The 16,115-nt window shown below is 73.9% G+C and carries 15 protein-coding genes; 7 read left to right on the forward strand and 8 right to left on the reverse strand.

Going from position 1 to position 16,115, the window contains the following annotated elements; genetic code table 11:
• Positions 1-45: 45 nt before the first annotated feature.
• The 4 genes from IEY93_RS17410 (at position 46) to IEY93_RS17425 (ending at position 3,607) form a co-directional block, all read left to right on the forward strand.
• Positions 46-969 (forward strand): carbohydrate ABC transporter permease, encoded by a 924-nt coding sequence (locus IEY93_RS17410; RefSeq protein ID WP_189164119.1) that lies wholly within the window; start codon positions 46-48, stop codon positions 967-969.
• Positions 969-1,856 (forward strand): carbohydrate ABC transporter permease, encoded by an 888-nt coding sequence (locus IEY93_RS17415; protein ID WP_189164120.1) that lies wholly within the window; start codon positions 969-971, stop codon positions 1,854-1,856. Before IEY93_RS17410 ends, IEY93_RS17415 begins: the two co-directional genes overlap by 1 nt.
• Positions 1,853-3,223, forward strand: a complete 1,371-nt coding sequence (locus IEY93_RS17420) for a GH1 family beta-glucosidase (protein WP_189164121.1) — start codon at positions 1,853-1,855, stop codon at positions 3,221-3,223. The genes IEY93_RS17415 and IEY93_RS17420 overlap by 4 nt, the downstream gene beginning before the upstream one ends.
• Positions 3,224-3,367: 144 nt before the next feature.
• The gene (locus IEY93_RS17425; protein ID WP_189164122.1) at positions 3,368-3,607 is read left to right on the forward strand and encodes a hypothetical protein; all 240 of its coding nucleotides are present in this window, start codon (positions 3,368-3,370) and stop codon (positions 3,605-3,607) included.
• Between the two features lie 65 nt (positions 3,608-3,672).
• Here the strand turns inward: IEY93_RS17425 and IEY93_RS17430 are convergent, their stop codons facing one another.
• The gene (locus tag IEY93_RS17430; RefSeq protein WP_189164123.1) at positions 3,673-4,245 is read right to left on the reverse strand and encodes an HAD domain-containing protein; all 573 of its coding nucleotides are present in this window, start codon (positions 4,243-4,245) and stop codon (positions 3,673-3,675) included.
• A gap of 108 nt (positions 4,246-4,353) precedes the next feature.
• Complete coding sequence (locus IEY93_RS17435) at positions 4,354-5,505, reverse strand: baeRF10 domain-containing protein (RefSeq protein ID WP_189164124.1); 1,152 nt, start codon at positions 5,503-5,505, stop codon at positions 4,354-4,356.
• Positions 5,506-5,844: 339 nt separating this feature from the next.
• Here IEY93_RS17435 and IEY93_RS17440 point away from each other — a divergent pair, with 339 nt between their 5' ends.
• Positions 5,845-6,075 (forward strand): hypothetical protein, encoded by a 231-nt coding sequence (locus tag IEY93_RS17440; RefSeq protein WP_189164125.1) that lies wholly within the window; start codon positions 5,845-5,847, stop codon positions 6,073-6,075.
• 96 nt (positions 6,076-6,171) lie between these two features.
• Here the strand turns inward: IEY93_RS17440 and IEY93_RS17445 are convergent, their stop codons facing one another.
• Positions 6,172-7,140: a nucleoside hydrolase gene (locus IEY93_RS17445; protein WP_189164126.1), complete on the reverse strand. Its 969-nt coding sequence runs from the start codon at positions 7,138-7,140 to the stop codon at positions 6,172-6,174.
• Positions 7,137-8,219 (reverse strand): translation initiation factor eIF-2B alpha/beta/delta subunit family protein, encoded by a 1,083-nt coding sequence (locus IEY93_RS17450; protein WP_189164127.1) that lies wholly within the window; start codon positions 8,217-8,219, stop codon positions 7,137-7,139. Before IEY93_RS17450 ends, IEY93_RS17445 begins: the two co-directional genes overlap by 4 nt.
• Positions 8,220-8,560: 341 nt before the next feature.
• Between IEY93_RS17450 and IEY93_RS17455 the strand changes: the two genes are divergently transcribed.
• A complete protein-coding gene (locus tag IEY93_RS17455; protein WP_189164128.1) occupies positions 8,561-9,904 on the forward strand; it encodes a lanthionine synthetase LanC family protein in 1,344 nt (447 codons plus the stop codon).
• A 92-nt stretch (positions 9,905-9,996) separates the two neighbouring features.
• On the opposite strand, the gene IEY93_RS17460 is transcribed toward IEY93_RS17455, so the two are convergent.
• From IEY93_RS17460 to IEY93_RS17470, 3 genes are all read right to left on the reverse strand, one after another.
• The gene (locus tag IEY93_RS17460; RefSeq protein ID WP_189164129.1) at positions 9,997-10,152 is read right to left on the reverse strand and encodes a hypothetical protein; all 156 of its coding nucleotides are present in this window, start codon (positions 10,150-10,152) and stop codon (positions 9,997-9,999) included.
• A gap of 154 nt (positions 10,153-10,306) precedes the next feature.
• Positions 10,307-11,044 (reverse strand): ATP-binding cassette domain-containing protein, encoded by a 738-nt coding sequence (locus IEY93_RS17465; protein ID WP_189164130.1) that lies wholly within the window; start codon positions 11,042-11,044, stop codon positions 10,307-10,309.
• Positions 11,041-11,829, reverse strand: a complete 789-nt coding sequence (locus IEY93_RS17470) for an ABC transporter permease (RefSeq protein WP_203968638.1) — start codon at positions 11,827-11,829, stop codon at positions 11,041-11,043. Before IEY93_RS17470 ends, IEY93_RS17465 begins: the two co-directional genes overlap by 4 nt.
• Positions 11,830-11,949: 120 nt before the next feature.
• Here IEY93_RS17470 and IEY93_RS17475 point away from each other — a divergent pair, with 120 nt between their 5' ends.
• Positions 11,950-12,774 (forward strand): DUF1206 domain-containing protein, encoded by an 825-nt coding sequence (locus IEY93_RS17475; protein WP_189164132.1) that lies wholly within the window; start codon positions 11,950-11,952, stop codon positions 12,772-12,774.
• An 89-nt stretch (positions 12,775-12,863) separates the two neighbouring features.
• On the opposite strand, the gene icmF is transcribed toward IEY93_RS17475, so the two are convergent.
• Positions 12,864-16,088 carry a fused isobutyryl-CoA mutase/GTPase IcmF gene (icmF, locus tag IEY93_RS17480; protein ID WP_189164133.1) on the reverse strand — a complete coding sequence of 1,075 codons (3,225 nt, stop codon included), beginning with the start codon at positions 16,086-16,088 and terminating at the stop codon, positions 12,864-12,866.
• Positions 16,089-16,115: the final 27 nt, after the last annotated feature.

The following is a 16,115-nucleotide window of genomic DNA, read 5'->3' on the forward strand; positions in this document are numbered from 1 at the left end:
CACCTCCGCCGGGCATCCGACGCCCCCTACCAGGAGGAGAGCAGCATGACCTCCCTCACGCGGCCGCGACGCGCCTTCGCCCACCGGCTCGACGTCAAGGTCTCGCCCTACCTCTACATCGCGCCGTTCTTCCTGCTGTTCGGCGCGGTCGGCCTGTTCCCGCTGGTCTACACCGCCTACGTCTCGATGACCGACTGGAACCTGCTGGACACCGGCCGCGACTGGGTCGGCCTGGCCAACTACGCCGAGCTGATGGCCGACCCGTACTTCTGGAACGCCCTGTTCAACACGGTCAGCCTGTGGCTGCTGTCCACCGTCCCGCAGTTGCTCGCCGCCCTGTTCATCGCGCACATGCTGAACCGCAGCCTGAAGGCCAAGACCTTCTTCCGGATGGGGGTGCTGCTGCCCAACGTGACCTCCATCGTCGCGGTCACCATCATCTTCGCCCAGCTCTTCGGCCGCGACTTCGGCATGGTGAACTGGCTGCTCGGCGTGTTCGGCGCCGAGCCGATCGACTGGGCGGCCGGCACCCTCAGCTCGCACCTCGCCATCTCGCTCATCGTGATCTGGCGGTGGACCGGCTACAACGCGCTGATCTACCTCGCCGCCATGCAGGCGATCCCCGGCCACCTGTACGAGGCGGCGACGATCGACGGCGCCGGCCAGGTCACGCAGTTCTGGCGGATCACCATCCCCCTGCTGCGCCCCACGATCATCTTCACCGCCGTCGTGTCCACCATCGGCGGGCTGCAGATCATGGCCGAGCCGCTGCTGTTCCAGGCCGGCACCGGCAACCCGACCGGTGGCTCGGACCGGCAGTTCCAGACCGTGGCCCTCTACCTGTACGAGCAGGGCTTCGCGCGGTACGAGTTCGGCTACGCCTCCGCGATCGCCTGGACCCTCGCCGTGGTCATCGTGATCATGGCCCTGGTCAACTTCACGATCACCCGACGAATCAAGAGCGCCTGATGACCACCATCACCACCCGCGCCGCCGCGGGCCCGCGCGATCCCGAGACCGCCCGCGCGCGCCGCGCGCCGCGCCGGGGCCCCGGCGTGTGGACCTACGCGGCCCTGGCCGCCGTGCTGCTCGGCTCGTTCTTCCCGATCTACTGGTCGCTGATCGTCGCCTCGCACGACGAGAGCGCCGTCTCCCAGGTGCCGCCCGCGCTGCTGCCCGGCGGCCACCTGCTGGAGAACGTCGGCGAGGTCTTCGACACCGCGGTCTTCGGCCGGGCGCTGCTCAACTCGTTCATCGTGTCCGGCACGGTCACCGTCTCGGTCGTGTTCTTCTCGACCCTGGCCGGGTTCGCGTTCGCCAAACTGCGCTTCCGGGGCCGTGAGGCGCTGCTGGCCGCCGCCGTCGCCACCACGGTCGTGCCGCACCAGCTCGGCGTCATCCCGCTGTACATCCTCATGGGGGAGCTCGGCTGGACCGGCCGCCTGGAGGCCGTCATCGTGCCGGGGCTGGTCACCGCGTTCGGGGTGTTCTTCATGACGCAGTACCTGTCGAGCGCCATCCCCGACGAGCTGCTGGAGGCCGGCCGTGTCGACGGCTGCACCACCCTGCGCCTGTACTGGCACGTCGTGCTGCCCGCGGCCCGCCCGGCGGCGGCCGTGCTCGGGCTGTTCACCTTCATGCAGGCGTGGAACGACTTCTTCTGGCCGCTGGTCGTGCTCACCCCGGAGGACCCGACCGTACAGGTGGCGCTCTCCACGCTCGCCAGCGGGTACACCACCGACTTCTCCCTCGTGCTGACCGGTACGGTGCTGGCGACCGTCCCCATCCTGCTGGTGTTCGCGGTGCTGGGACGGCAGATCATCGGGGGCATCATGTCCGGAGCGATCAAGGGATGAGCGTGACAGAGCAACAGCAGGCAGGCGGCTATCCGCGGGGTTTCGTCTGGGGCACGGCGACCTCCGCCTACCAGATCGAGGGCGCGACCGGCGAGGACGGCCGCGGCCCCTCCATCTGGGACGTCTTCTGCCGGGTCCCCGGCGCCGTGGCCGGTGGCGACACCGGCGAGGTCGCCTGCGACCACTACCACCGCTGGCGGGAGGACGCCGACCTCATGACGGACCTCGGCGCCGGCGCCTACCGGTTCTCGGTGGCCTGGCCCCGGGTGCTCCCCGAGGGGAGCGGGCGGGTCGAGCAGCGTGGCCTGGACTTCTACCGCCGCCTGGCCGACGGCCTGCGCGAGCGGGGCATCGAGCCGTACGTCACGCTGTACCACTGGGACCTGCCGCAGGCGCTGGAGGAACGCGGCGGCTGGCGCGACCGCGACACCGCCGAGCGGTTCGCCGACTACGCCGAGATCGTGCACGACGCGCTCGGCGACCGGGTGCGCAACTGGATCACCCTCAACGAGCCGTACTGCTCCTCCATCGTCGGCTATGGCGAGGGCCGGCACGCCCCCGGCGCCAAGGAGGGGCACGGCGCCCTGGCCGCCGCCCACCACCTGCTGGTGGCGCACGGCCTGGCGGTGCCGCGGCTGCGCACGCGGGGGGACGAGCGCGTCGGGATCACCATCAACATGTCGCCCACCGTGCCCGCGACGTCCTCCCCGGAGGACCGGGCGGCGGCCCGGCGGATGGACCTGCTGGTCAACCGGCAGTTCACCGAGCCGCTGTTCGGCGCGGCCTATCCCGAGGACATGGCCGAGACGTTCGGCCACCTCACCGGCTTCTCCTTCCGCCGGGAGGACGACCTGAAGGTGATCAGCGCTGCGCTGGACTTCCTCGGGCTGAACTACTACTACCGCATCCACGCGGCGGCGGCCCCGTACGCCGAGCCGGACCCGGCGCGGCGCTCGGCGTTCGACCTCGGGGTGCGCAGCGTGCCGCCCGAGGGCGGCACGGTGAACGGGCTGGGCTGGCCGGTCGAGCCGGACGGGCTGTACCAGACCCTCACCGGCCTCGCCGAGCGGTACGGCGAGGCGCTGCCACCGGTCTACATCACCGAGAACGGCTACGGCGGGGGCGACGAACTGGACGACCAGGGCCGGGTGGCCTACCTGCGCGACCACCTGGCCGCCACCAGGAGGGCGATCGCGGGCGGCGTGGACGTGCGCGGGTACTTCTGCTGGTCGCTGGTCGACAACTTCGAGTGGGCGCGGGGGTACGCGGCCCGGTTCGGGCTCACGCACGTCGACTACGCCACCCAGAAGCGCACGCCGAAGACCAGTTTCCACTGGCTGCGGGACCACATCGCCTCGGCGGGCTGACGCGAAGGCCCAGGGGACGCCCGGGCGCGCCGGGCGTCCCCCGGATTTCGCGAGATCTCCCCGAACCGGTCACAGATCGAGGTGCCGCACGGTCTCAGCTCGGTGAGCCGGGCGACACCGGCCCGCGACATGTACGGAGGACGGATGAGCCTGCCCATCGGAGACGGCGACTTCCTGCACGGGCTCCAGGCCGAGGTCGAGGCCGAGCTGGTCATGGCGGAGTCGAGCGGCCCGGAGGAGGAGATGAGCCTGCCGGTCACGGAGTGGTTGTACGACCCCGCCGACGCCCGGCAGGAGGAGATCGAGCTGCGCGGGCTGCTCGGTGCGGTCGAGGCGCTGGAGGACGGTCCGGGCGCCGGCCACATCGAGGGCGGGCCTGTTTGACAGGCCGGGCCGCACCCGGCCCGCCCGCCGGCGGGTCCGGGCCGGGTGCGGGCCCGTGCGGGCGGTCAGGAGGGAAGCGGTCCGGGACCGGCCTCGGCCGTGAGGGCGCCGGACCCGGGAAGCAGGGGGCGAAGGCCGGCGTCCCGCCTGCCGGAAAGCCAGTCGCGGGCCCGCGCCAGGTGAGCGTCGGTCAGGCCGGTGCGCGGATCCACCTCGACCAGCAGGAAGTCGCCGACCGCCGGGTGGTCCTTGAGGTACTGCCAGTCACAGGGGCCGAGGCTGTCGTCGAACCACACGAACGGGCGGCCGGTGACGTACTCCGCGACGTGCCGGGTCTTGAAGTGCTCCCCGGCCCGGCTGCCCGGGTCGCCGTTGACCTCGATCACCGGGAGATCGGGCAGGCCGAGGCGCGGGGCGATGTGCTCGTTGGCGTGGTGCTCCCAAGTGGTCGCCCACGCCAGCTCGGCACCGGTGTCGCGGGCCAGTTCGGTGAGCTTGGCGCCGTGCAGGGCGTTCAGCAGCACGGTGTAGGCCTGGCCGGAAAGGACGCACTCGTAGCGCCGGAGCCGCGGTGTGGCCCGCCGGGCGGGGTTGAGCACCCCGTCCACGTCCAGCAGTACAAGGGGACGCTCGGTCACGTGCCACTCCTCGCCTCGTCGGTGCTGGAAGCCATGATGCCGTCACCGGGGGTGGCTGTTCCATCGGAGCCCGCAGATCGCACCACGCCCCGGGCGGGGACGGCGGGCTCAGGCGGAGGGTTGCGGCGCCGGAGGCAGCGGGAAGCGCAAGGAAGCGGCGACGAGGTGCTCCCTGAGCCCGGTGTCGGCCACGACGTGCCGGACCGTGCCGCCCTCCTCGATCACCGCGTCGGTCAGCTCACCGAGGACGTCGGGCGTGCGCCGGACCGGCTTGCCGCACAGCGGGCAGGTGTCGCCGCGGACGCCGAGCCAGCCCGACTCGTCGCAGACCACACCCGGCGCGGTCGCCCCCTCCTGGACCAGCAGGGCGCCCACCGCGGCGACCGACCCGGCCCACAGGCACTCGGCCGGGCCGAGGGCCGCCGGCCGGCCCGCCGCCGCCCGTTCCAGCACCTCGGCGACCCACCGGCGATCCTCGTCGCGCTCGTAGTGCTCCAGGACGCGTTCGGCGGCGTGCCGGATGTCGGCGGGCGTCGCGGTCCGCGGGTCCACCGTGAAGGTCCCGGCGATCCTGGCGCGCAGGTGGCGGGGGAGGAAGTCGGTGAACACCGGGACCTCCTCGGGATGGCCGCCGAGGATCAGCACCTCGTGCCGGCCGGTGCGGAACAGCTCGTCCACCAGGCGCGCCGCGTTGCGGAAGTGCCTGCGGGCCAGGTCGTCGGCCCGGTTGCGCACCCGGTGCTCGGTGTAGCCGTACCAGCCGGCGTAGTTGGGCTTGCGCAACGCGGGGTCCTCCACCTTGCCCGCCTCGCGCATCTCGTCCTGGTAAAGCTCCCACGCCTCGGCCGAGCGCCGGTCGACCACCAGGACGCAGGCGCGGTGGTACTCGTCGAGCACGGCGAGCATCGGCCGCACCCACGGCGTCGCGTCCACCATCACCCGGTCGCGCACGGCCCGGGGCAGGACGACCTGCTCGAACAGGTCGGCCTCGCTGCAGGAGAACACCGCCAGGGCACCGGCTCCCAGCCGCTCCAGGCCCGCGAGGGCGGCGATGCGCTCGATGTCGCCGCGGACGGACATGCGGGCCCGGCGGCACAGCGAGCCGTCCTGGGTCAGCGGTCGGATCTCGTGCAGCAGGCTGTTGATCCGGGTGGCGGGGGTGGCCCCGTCGTCCGGCCGCACGCCCACGTACAGCGACACCACGGGGACCTCGTCCCCATGGAAGCGGATGATCCGGTCGATCTGTGCTGTGGTGATCATGCTCAAGCCCCCCGTCCCCGGTCCTCCCGGCCTGGTGTATTCGTTCCCATCTCGGTGCCCGGGCCGTCCTGGCGGGCCCGCCGGCGTGCCCGCGGAGCCGCGGGGGACGAGAAGGGAACGGGAGGACGGGAGGCGGAGAAGCCCGGCGGATGGCGTGGCCGCCGGGAGTCGCGCGGCCCGCCTGCTCTACAGTGGCCTCATGAGCGGGTGCCGCCCCGGCCGGCGTGACGGGCGGCGGCCCGCCCGGCCGCCCTCCGGCCTCCGCGACGGCCCGCCCGACCGGCGCTCCACGGCTTCGAACCGCCAGACGATCTCGATCCGCCATCCGAGGAGGACCCTTTGACCAGCGCATCCGCCGACAACCTCGACCTGGCCACCAGCGCCAGGGAGCTGGCCGACCGAGAGCCCGCGGGGTCGCTGACCCACGCCGCGGCGACGTCGGTCGCGATCACCTGCGCGACCACCCGGAACATCGCCGAGGCCCGCGCCGTCCTGTACGGGGTGACCCCGCCGGACGTGCGCGAGGCCGCCCTCGCGCTGTTCAACCGGCTGTCGACCGGCGCCGCCTGACCGCCCGTCGTCCCTTTCGCGCCGCGGGTCCCGCGGCCGGTGAGCCGCGTCACGGCACCGGCCAGCGAATCTTCCCCTGCCGCGCCCGCACGCGCCTCAACCGGGGCCTGCGTGCCGGACGTCCCCGGTGAGGGTGCGCACGAAGCCGCGCACGAACCAGGGCGCGTCCACCTGGGTGACCACCCGCGTGTCCGGAGCGGGCCCGCCCTCCCGCCGCACGGGCGCCGGCCGGGCCCGCCACAGCGGCCCGTCGGCGACCACGGCGACCGGCGCGAGCACGAAGCCGGTCACCAGGCCCGGGTCGAGCAGGACGCCCGCCGCCAGCGGGTCGTGCAGCGGGACGCCGCCCCGGCCGCGGTCCGCGCCGGCCGCGAGGTAGGCGGTGAGGATCTCGGCGGTGAAGCGGGCGACGGGGGTGCCGGCCGCGGCCAGGGCGGCGATCGCCTCGGGAGGCAGGGTGGCGGTGGCCGTGACGTCCACCCCGACGGCGGCCAGCCGGCGGCGCGGGGCGGCGAAGACCGCGCGGGCCGCCGCCGGGTCGCGGGCGATGTTGCTGTCCCGGGGGAGCGGGGCGGCGGGCGCGGCGAGCGGACCGGAGCCGCCCATCACCACCACCGAGCGGTACTTCGTCAGGAGCGCCGGGTCGGCGCGCAGCGCCAGGGCCAGGTTGGTCAGCGGGCCGAGCGCCAGCAGGTCCAGCTCGCCGGGCCGCTCGGCCGCGAGCCGGACCAGCAGCGCGGCGGCGCTCTCGCCCGTGACTGCGGGCAGGGGGCGCGAGAGGCCGAGGTCGCCCAGGCCGTCGCGCCCGTGTGTCCCCCGGGGCGCCGCCGGCGCGCCCGGCAACGGCCCGGCGGCGCCGCGGGCGACGGGCGGCGAGAGCCCGAGCAGCCGCAGGACGTACCCGACGTTGCGCGCGACGTCCGGCTCGGCGCAGTTGCCGGCCACCGTCGTCACCGCGCTGATCTCGGCGTCCGCTCGCCCGGCCAGGTAGGCCAGCGCGCAGGCGTCGTCGATCCCCGCGTCGGTGTCCACGATGACGCGGCGGGCCGCGGCCGGACCGGTCATCGTCCCGGGCCTTCCAGGGCGGCCCCGGGATCGGCGCCGGCGGGGTGCGGGGCGGAGAAGTGGTCGGCCACCCGGGAGGGCTCGAAGGCGCCCCGCTCGGTGACGATGCGGGTGACCAGGTGTGGCGGCGTCGCGTCGAAGGCCGGGTAGTAGCCCCGGACGCCGTGCGCCGCGGTGCGGGTGCCGAGCACGTGCAGCACCTCCTCCCCGTCGCGGTGCTCGATCTCGACGTCGGCGATGCCCGGGGACAGCGGGTCGGGAGCGTGGGCCAGCACGTACATCGGCGCGCCGAAGGCCCGGGCGGCGAGCGCGACCGCCAGCGTGCCCACCTTGTTGACCACGTGGCCGTCCATGGTGACCCGGTCGGAGGCGGTCATCGCGACGTCGGCCAGGCCGTCGGCCAGCGCCGAGGGCACCATGCCGTCGGTGATCAGCGTGGGTTCGTAGCCCATCTCCACCAGCGTCGCGGTGGTCAGCCGGGCTCCCTGCAGGTAGGGGCGGGTCTCGGTGCAGACGAACTCCAGTCGCTTGCCCATGCGCTCGGCGGCCTGCACGGCGGCGATGAGGAAGGCGTCGCCCCAGCAGTGGGTGAGCACCCGCGCGCCGTCGTCCAGCAGGTCCGCGGCGTGCCGGCCCAGGGAGGCGACGCCCTCCCGGTACCCGGCGTCGTAGGCGGCGGCGGCCTCGGCGACGGCGCCGAGCAGCTCTTCGCCGGACGCGCCGGACAGCGGGCCGTCGGCGGTGGCGGCCAGCACGGCGGTGACCGCATCACGGATGTGGTGGTTGGTGGGCCGGGTGGCGACCAGCCGGCGGCCGGAGGCCCGTAGCCGTCCGGCCGCCTCGCCGGGGGGAGCGTGCCGCGCCTCGCGCGCCGCGAGCACGAGGCCGGCGGTCGCGGCGAACAGCGGGCCGTGGCTCTGGGTGACCATCCGCTCGATGGCCACCGCGACCTCCTCCAGCGTGGCGCAGTGCACCCAGCGGCGCTCGAACGGGTAGACCCGGCGGTCGAGGATGTCCACCCCGTCGCCGGTCAGCCGTACCGAGTCGGCCAGGATCGGTGTCGTGCCGTTGCCGCCCAAATCGCCGTCCCTTCGTCGAGGACCCTTCGCCGGCTTCCAGATTGCCGCCTTGCCCGAGGTTCCCCGTCCACCCCGGGCCGTGCGCGTGCGGCCCGCCGCGGGGGTTCGGAGGTACGCGGGCCGCACTCATGATCTCGCGCTGGGGGTGCGGATGTCCGGGCGGCTGGGAGGGATATGCGAGGAAATCTGTGGTCGTGATGGCGCTGCGGGGGTGGTTGCTGTGAGATTGTTTCTGCTGCGGGCGGTGATGACGGCGGCCGTGTGGTGAGCTGGCATGGACATTGCCTAGTTTACCTACCAAATGGATAGGTATGATGTGGTCCCCGCCCAGAGGAGGCGACATGAGCCCGGCCCCCCGCCACCCGACGTGGCCCGATGGCGAGACCCCTCTGTCCGCGGCGATCACGACCGGCCGCTGGATCCGCTCGGCCGGGATCGATGACGCGCGCGGACGGCACTGGCTGGCCAACCCCGACCCCGGCCGGCGCTCGGCCCGGTCGGGCCGGCCCGGCTCGCTGTACGCGGGCGTCGCCGGCATCGTGCTGTTCTTCCTCGAACTCGCCGCCGCGACCGGGCACGAGGCCTATCTCGACGAGGCCAGGCAGGGCGCGCGCCACCTGGCCGCCACCTGGCAGGACGAAGCCGACCTGTCCCTCTACCATGGCCTGACCGGCATGGTGTTCGCGCTGGCCGAGACCGGCTGGGCCACCGGAGACGAGAGCTTCGTCGCCGCGGCCCGAGCCGCGGCCGACCGGGTGGCCCGCAGCGCCCGCCGCCTGCCCTCCGGCGTCAGCTGGACCGGAGATCCGGCTCAGCGCGGAGACGGCGGCATCATCCTCGGCCTGCTGCACGCCGCCGGCATCCTGGGCGTCCCCGAGTACGAGGAGATCGCCGTGGAGGCCGGCGCCCGGGTCGCCGGCCTGGCCGTCCCCGGCCACAAATTCGGCGCCGACGGCTGCCCGGACCTGCCGCTGGACGCCGTCACCCCCGGCTTCCTGTCCGGCACGTCCGGCACCGCCTTCCTGCTCGCCCGGCTGTACGCCGTCACCAGGGACGAGCGTTTCCTGCGCGCGGCGCTCAGAGGCGCCGACTTCGTGCGGACGATCAGCGTGGTGAACGGCCGGCACGCCTTCGTCCCGCATCACGTGCCCCAGGGACGCGGCCTGCACTACCTCGGCCTGTGCTCCGGGTCGGCCGGAGTGGCCCGCCTGTTCTACGAGCTGCACCGGGTGACCGGCGACCCCGGCCACCTGGAATGGGTCGAGCGGCTGGCCACCGGCATCGCCTGCAGCGGCCTGCCACGACGCCGCACCGAGGGCTTCTGGAACGTGGCCTGCCAGTGCTGCGGGGCGGCCGGCCTGGTGGAGCTGTTCGTCGGGCTGTGGGCGGCGACCGGCACCCGCGCGCACCTGGACTTCGCCCAGAGCCTGGCCGACGACCTGATCGGCCGGGCCACCGGCCACGACGGCGCGGGCTACCGCTGGTACCAGGCCTACCGGCGGCTACGCCCGTGGGAGGTCACCGCCGACACCGGCTACATGATCGGCGCCGCCGGCATCGGCGCGTCGCTGCTGCACCTGCACGCGGCCATGGCGGACGGCGAGGCGCGCCGGGTCATCCTGCTCCCGGACAACCCCTTCCCGGCCATCCCGGTGCCCGCCTCGGCACTGCGCCGGCAGCCCTGACCGCCGCGGGCGACTCCCGCGCTCGCCCGGCTCCTGCCCCCTGCTCGCCGCAGGCGACGGCGGGAAGGGCCGGCCGGGGGAGCGCGGCAGGCTCAGTCGGCCGTGTGCGCGGGAGCGGCCTCCGCGGCCTGCGCCGTGAGCGACCGCACCGCTTCCATGAGGTGGGCGACCTGGACTTCAAGGGTGTGGACCCGCGCCTCGAGCTCTCCGACGCTGGGGGGCTGGTTGGCGACGATCTGCCTCGGCATCGGCGGCCGCTCCTTTCACAGGGCTCACAACGCGGGATGTCGAGGACCGCGGCGGTCCGTCGTTCCCGGCTCTTCACCTTCGCCGGGCGGCGGAGAGGCAAAGTGCTCCTTACCTCTGCCCACACAGAGGCGAGGTAAAGCCCGTCCCGGTCTATTAGCGTACGTGGCCTGGCCCCTGGATCACGGAGGCGGTGCCCCGGCACGCGGCGAGGCTCGCCGCGTAGCGGGTGCGGGGGTACCGGGACACCTCCTCGGGGGTGCCCTCCTGCGTGATCGCGCCGCCCTCCAGGACGGCGACCCGGGCGGCCAGCGCGGCGGCCTCACCAGGGTCATCGGTCACCAGCACGCACGCGCCGGCGAAGCAGGACAGGTGCCGGCGCAGCAGGGCCCGCAGTTCGCGGCGCGTGTCGTCCGGCAGGCCGCCCAGCGGGTCGTCCAGCAGCAGGACCCGGGGGCCGGCGGCCAGGGTGCGCACCAGGGACGCCCGGCGCGCCTGCCCGGGGGTGAGCTCGCCGGGCGCGGCGTCCGCCAGCGCGCCGAGGCCGGCGTCGGCCAGCCAGGCCGCCGCCACCCGCCGTGCCTCGGCGCGTCCGGCGCCGTGGCGGCGCGGCCCGAAGGCGACGTTGTCCAGCACGCTGAGGTGGCCGAACAGCAGCGGGTCGCGCAGCACCATGCCGACCGCGCGGCGGGCGGGCGGACGCGCGTGCAGCGGGACGTCGTCGAGCAGCACGTGGCCGCCCGTGGGCACGGCCAGGCCCGCGATGATCCGCAGAGCGGTGGTCTTGCCCGCGCCGGGCGGCCCGAGCAGGGCGAGCACCTCCCCGGCGGCGACCCGCAGCCGGGCGTCCAGCAGGAACGGCGGCCGCTCGGCGACCAGGTGCGCGTCGATCATGCCGGGTCCGCCCACCGGTCCCGCAGGCAGGCCAGCACCGTCGCCGCGACCGCGAGCAGCGCCAGGCTGAGCACGACGGCCGCCTCGGGGTCCCCGCGCACGCCGAGGTAGACGGCGGCCGGCGCCGCCGGGGTCGTCCCGGCCGCCGCGCCGGCGAAGACCAGCGTCGCGCCGAACTCGCCCAGCGCGCGGGCCCAGCACAGCAGCGCGGCCACCCCGATCGCGGGCGCCAGCGGGGGCAGGGTCACCGTGCGGAACACCGTCCAGCGCGACCCGCCGAGCAGAACGCCGGCCTCCTCCACGCGCGCGTCCTGGCGCAGCAGCGCCCCTTCCACCGAGCACACCAGGAAGGGCAGCGCGACGAACGCCTGCGCGCACACCACCGCCAGGGCGTAGGAGCCTTTGGGCCCCAGGGCGAGCAGCAGGGCCACCCCGCCCGCCACCGGCGGCAGCAGCAGCGCCAGCCTGACCAGGCCGCGGAACGCCCGGCGGCCGCGGAAGCCGACCCGGGCCAGCATCCAGGCCAGCGGCACTCCGGTGAGCACGCAGCCCAGCGTGGCCACCGCCGAGGTGACCAGTGACAGCCACAGCGCGCCGAGCAGGGCCGGTTCGGCGAGGCGGTCCGGCAGCCGGGTCCACGGCGCCCGCGCCAGCAGCGCCGCGACCGGCAGCGCCAGCAGCAGCAGCGCCGCGGCGGCGGGCAGCGCCAGCACCAGCGGCGCGCCGCGCGCGCCGTCGTGGACGGGCCCGCGCGGGCGCCGGCGGGTGGTCGTCAGAAGCCTCATGTCCCGCTTCATCCCCGGCCGCCCGGCGCGCCACGCGAGCGGCCGGGTCCATGATCGGCATATCAGGTTTACTTCGCCGCTGAATGTGTAGAAGGAGGGCGATTCGGAAAGGAGCGGCCGATGAACTCCGTGGCCTCAGCAGGTCACCAGGCGCGCGGTGCCGCGCGGCGGGCGACCAACACCCGTACCTTCGACCGGCTCGCCCGCTTCGGCATGGCCTGCCGGGGCGTGCTGTACGCACTGATCGGCATTCTCGCCCTGCAGATCGCCCTCGGCGGCGGAGGCGAGGAGGCCGACAAGACCGGAGCCGTGCACACCGTCGCCCAGCAGCCCTTCGGCACCGCCCTGCTGTGGCTCATGGCGATCGGCTTCGCCGCGCTGACCCTGTGGCAGGCGTCCGACGCCATCATGAACGGATCGTCGGACACCGCGCACCGCGCGGAGGGCGCCGGCCGGGCCGTGGTCTACGCCCTGGTCGTGGGCACCATCATGAGCTTCCTGCTGCGCGGCACCACCGGTTCCTCCAGCGACGAGCAGTCCAAGGACCTCACCGCCACCGTCATGGACTGGCCGGGCGGTCAGCTCATCGTCGGCGCGATCGGCCTCGGCGTCGCCGCGCTCGGCGTCTACTGGATCTACGAGGGCGTGAAGAAGAAGTTCCTGAAGCACCTCAACACCGCCGAGATGTCCCCGCGGACGCGCGGCGTGGTGGAGAAGCTCGGCATGGTCGGCTACGCCGCGCGCGGCGTGATCGCGGTGGCCGCCGGCGTCTTCTTCGTGCACGCCGCGATCACCTACGACCCCGACAAGGCCAAGGGCGTCGACTCCACCCTGCGCGCCTTCGCCGACACCCCGCTCGGCCCGTGGCTGCTGGTCGTGGTCGCCCTCGGCCTGGTGGTCTTCGCCGCCTACTGCTTCTGCGAGGCCCGCTGGCGCCGCACCTGACCGCGCGCTTTCCGTCCTCGTCGCCGAAGCGGCCGGACCCCGGGGCACCAGCCCGGAGTCCGGCCGCTTCGCCGTGCCGTCCGGGCGGCTCAGAGGTTGCGGCGATACTGCCCGCCGGCCTCGAACAGCGCCTCGGTGATCTGACCCAGCGAGCACACCCGGGCGGCGTCCATCAGCGCGGCGAACGCGTTGCCGTCCGACATCGCCGCCTCGCGCAGCCGGCGCAGCGCCTCGGGCGCCTCGGCCGCGTGCCGCCGCTGGAAGTCCCGCAGCCGCTCCAGCTGGCCGTGCTTCTCCTCCTCGGTGCCGCGGGCGAGCTCCAGTGAGCCGTGCTCGACCACCCCGTCCGGGTTGCGGAAGGTGTTCACCCCGATGATCGGCAGCGAGCCGTCGTGCTTGCGCGTCTCGTACAGCAGCGACTCGTCCTGGATTCGGCCGCGCTGGTAGCCGGTCTCCATCGCGCCGAGCACCCCGCCGCGGTCCGACAGCCGCTCGAACTCGCCGAGCACGGCCTCCTCCACCAGGTCGGTCAGCTCGTCGATGATGAAGCTGCCCTGCAGCGGGTTCTCGTTCATCGCCAGGCCCCACTCGCGGTTGATGATCATCTGGATGGCCATGGCCCGGCGCACCGACTCGGCGCTCGGGGTGGTCACCGCCTCGTCGAAGGCGTTGGTGTGCAGGCTGTTGCAGTTGTCGTAGATCGCGATCAGCGCCTGCAGGGTGGTGCGGATGTCGTTGAAGTTCATCTCCTGGGCGTGCAGCGACCGCCCCGAGGTCTGGATGTGGTACTTGAGCTTCTGCGCGCGCTCGCCCGCGCCGTACCGGTCGCGCATCGCCACCGCCCACACCCGGCGCGCCACCCGGCCGAGCACGCTGTACTCGGGGTCCATGCCGTTGGAGAAGAAGAACGACAGGCTCGGCGCGAAGTCGTCGATCGCCATGCCCCGCGCCAGGTACGCCTCGACGTAGGTGAACCCGTTGGCCAGGGTGAAGGCGAGCTGGGTGATCGGGTTCGCCCCGGCCTCGGCGATGTGGTAGCCGGAGATGGACACCGAGTAGAAGTTGCGCACCCGGTTGGCGATGAACCACTCCTGCACGTCCGCCATCATCCGCAGGCTGAAGTCGGTGGAGAAGATGCAGGTGTTCTGCCCCTGGTCCTCCTTGAGGATGTCGGCCTGCACCGTGCCGCGCACCGTCGACAGCGTGTCGGCGCGCACCCGCCCGGCCTCCTCGGCGGTGGGCTCGCGGCCGCTTTCGGCGCGGAAGCGGTCCAGTGCCTGGTCCATCGCGGTGTGCAGGAAGAACGCCAGGATGGTGGGGGCCGGCCCGTTGATGGTCATCGACACCGAGGTGGTGGGCGAGGTCAGGTCGAACCCGTCGTACAGCGCCTTCATGTCCTCCAGCGTCGCGACCGACACCCCCGAGGTGCCCACCTTGCCGTACACGTCCGGCCGCTCGGCCGGGTCGTTGCCGTACAGCGTCACCGAGTCGAAGGCGGTGGACAGCCGCACGGCGGGCTGACCCTCCGACAGCAGCTTGAAGCGCCGGTTGGTGCGGAACGGGTCGCCCTCGCCGGCGAACATGCGGGTCGGGTCCTCGTCGGCCCGCTTGAACGGGAACACCCCGGCGGTGAACGGGAAGCGGCCCGGCAGGTTCTCCGAGCGCAGGAACCGCAGCAGCTCGCCGTGGTCGGCGTACCGGGGCAGGGCGACCCGCGGGAGGCGGCTGCCCGACAGGGTGGTGCGCCACAGCGGTGTGCGCTGCTCCTTGCCGCGCACCGTGACCACCAGCTCGTCGGCGGAGTACGCCGCGACGGTCGCGGGCCAGTCGTCCAGCAGGGCCCGGCTCTCCGGCGACAGCCCGGCCTCGGCGCGCTCGCGCAGCGCGTCCAGCGCGGCGAGCGCGGCCTCGTCGCCGCCGTCGGTGGCCAGCAGCTCGCGCACCTCCCGGGCCTGCTGACGGCGGCGCGCCGCCGCCGCCTCCCGCTCGGTGCGCCGGTGGTGGTCGCGCACGGTCTCGGCGATCTCGGCCAGATAGCGCACCCGGGCCGGCGGGACGACCGCGTCGGCCAGGGTGGAGGCGGTCACCGGTGTGCGGGGCAGCAGCCCCGGGCCGTCGGCCAGGCCCTTGGCGCCCAGCAGGTCGCGCAGCCGGTGGTAGAGCGCGGTGACGCCGTCGTCGTTGAACCGGGAGGCGATCGTGCCGTACACCGGCATCTGCTCGGGAGAGGTCCCGAACGCCTCCCGGTTGCGCACGAGCTGGCGCCGCACGTCGCGCAGCGCGTCCTGCGCGCCCCGCCGGTCGAACTTGTTGATCGCCACCACGTCGGCGAAGTCGAGCATGTCGATCTTCTCGAGCTGGGAGCCCGCGCCGAACTCCGGGGTCATCACGTACAGCGACACGTCGCTGTAGGGCACGATCGCCGCGTCGCCCTGGCCGATGCCCGGGGTCTCGACGATCACCAGGTCGAAGCCGGACGCCCGGCACACCGCGATCACGTCGGACAGGTGATCCGGCAGCTCGTGCGAGCCGCGGGTGGCCATCGAGCGGAAGTACACCCGGTCGCCGCCCAGGCTGTTCATCCGGATGCGGTCACCCAGCAGGGCGCCGCCGCCGCGGCGGCGGGTCGGATCCACGGCGATGACCGCCACGCGCAGCTTGTCCTCGTAGTCGGCGCGCACGCGGCGGACCAGCTCGTCGGTGAGCGAGGACTTGCCTGAGCCGCCGGTGCCGGTGATGCCGAGCACCGGCACCCGGCGCTGCGCGGCGGCCTCGCGCACGGCCCTCAGGTACGGCTCGCCCGCCCGGCCCGCCTCGACGAAGGTGATCGCGCGGGCCAGGGCCCGCTGCTCGCCGCCCACCACCGCGGGCGGCTCGGCGCCGGCGGTCGGGTCCACGTCGCACGCCTCGATGATCGTGTTGATCATCCCGGCCAGGCCGAGCCGCTGGCCGTCCTCCGGGGAGAAGATCTTGGCCACGCCGTGCCCCTCCAGCAGGGCGATCTCCTCGGGAACGATCACCCCGCCGCCGCCCCCGTACACCTTGACGTGCCCGGCGCCCCGCTCGCGCAGCAGGTCCACCAGGTAGGTGAAGAACTCCACGTGGCCGCCCTGGTAGGAGCTGACCGCCACGCCCTGCGCGTCCTCCTGGATCGCCGCGGTGACGATCTCCTCCACCGACCGGTCGTGCCCCAGGTGGACCACCTCGGCCCCCTGCGACTGCAGGATGCGCCGCATGATGTTGATGGCGGCGTCGTGCCCGTCGAACAGCGCGGCGGCGGTCACCACGCGAACGGGGTTGGCAGGTACGTGCACCGTCGTCTCCTCGGCAAGTTACTAGGA

Origin of the sequence: Sphaerisporangium melleum (assembly GCF_014646695.1) — a bacterium.
Lineage (GTDB): Bacteria > Actinomycetota > Actinomycetes > Streptosporangiales > Streptosporangiaceae > Sphaerisporangium > Sphaerisporangium melleum.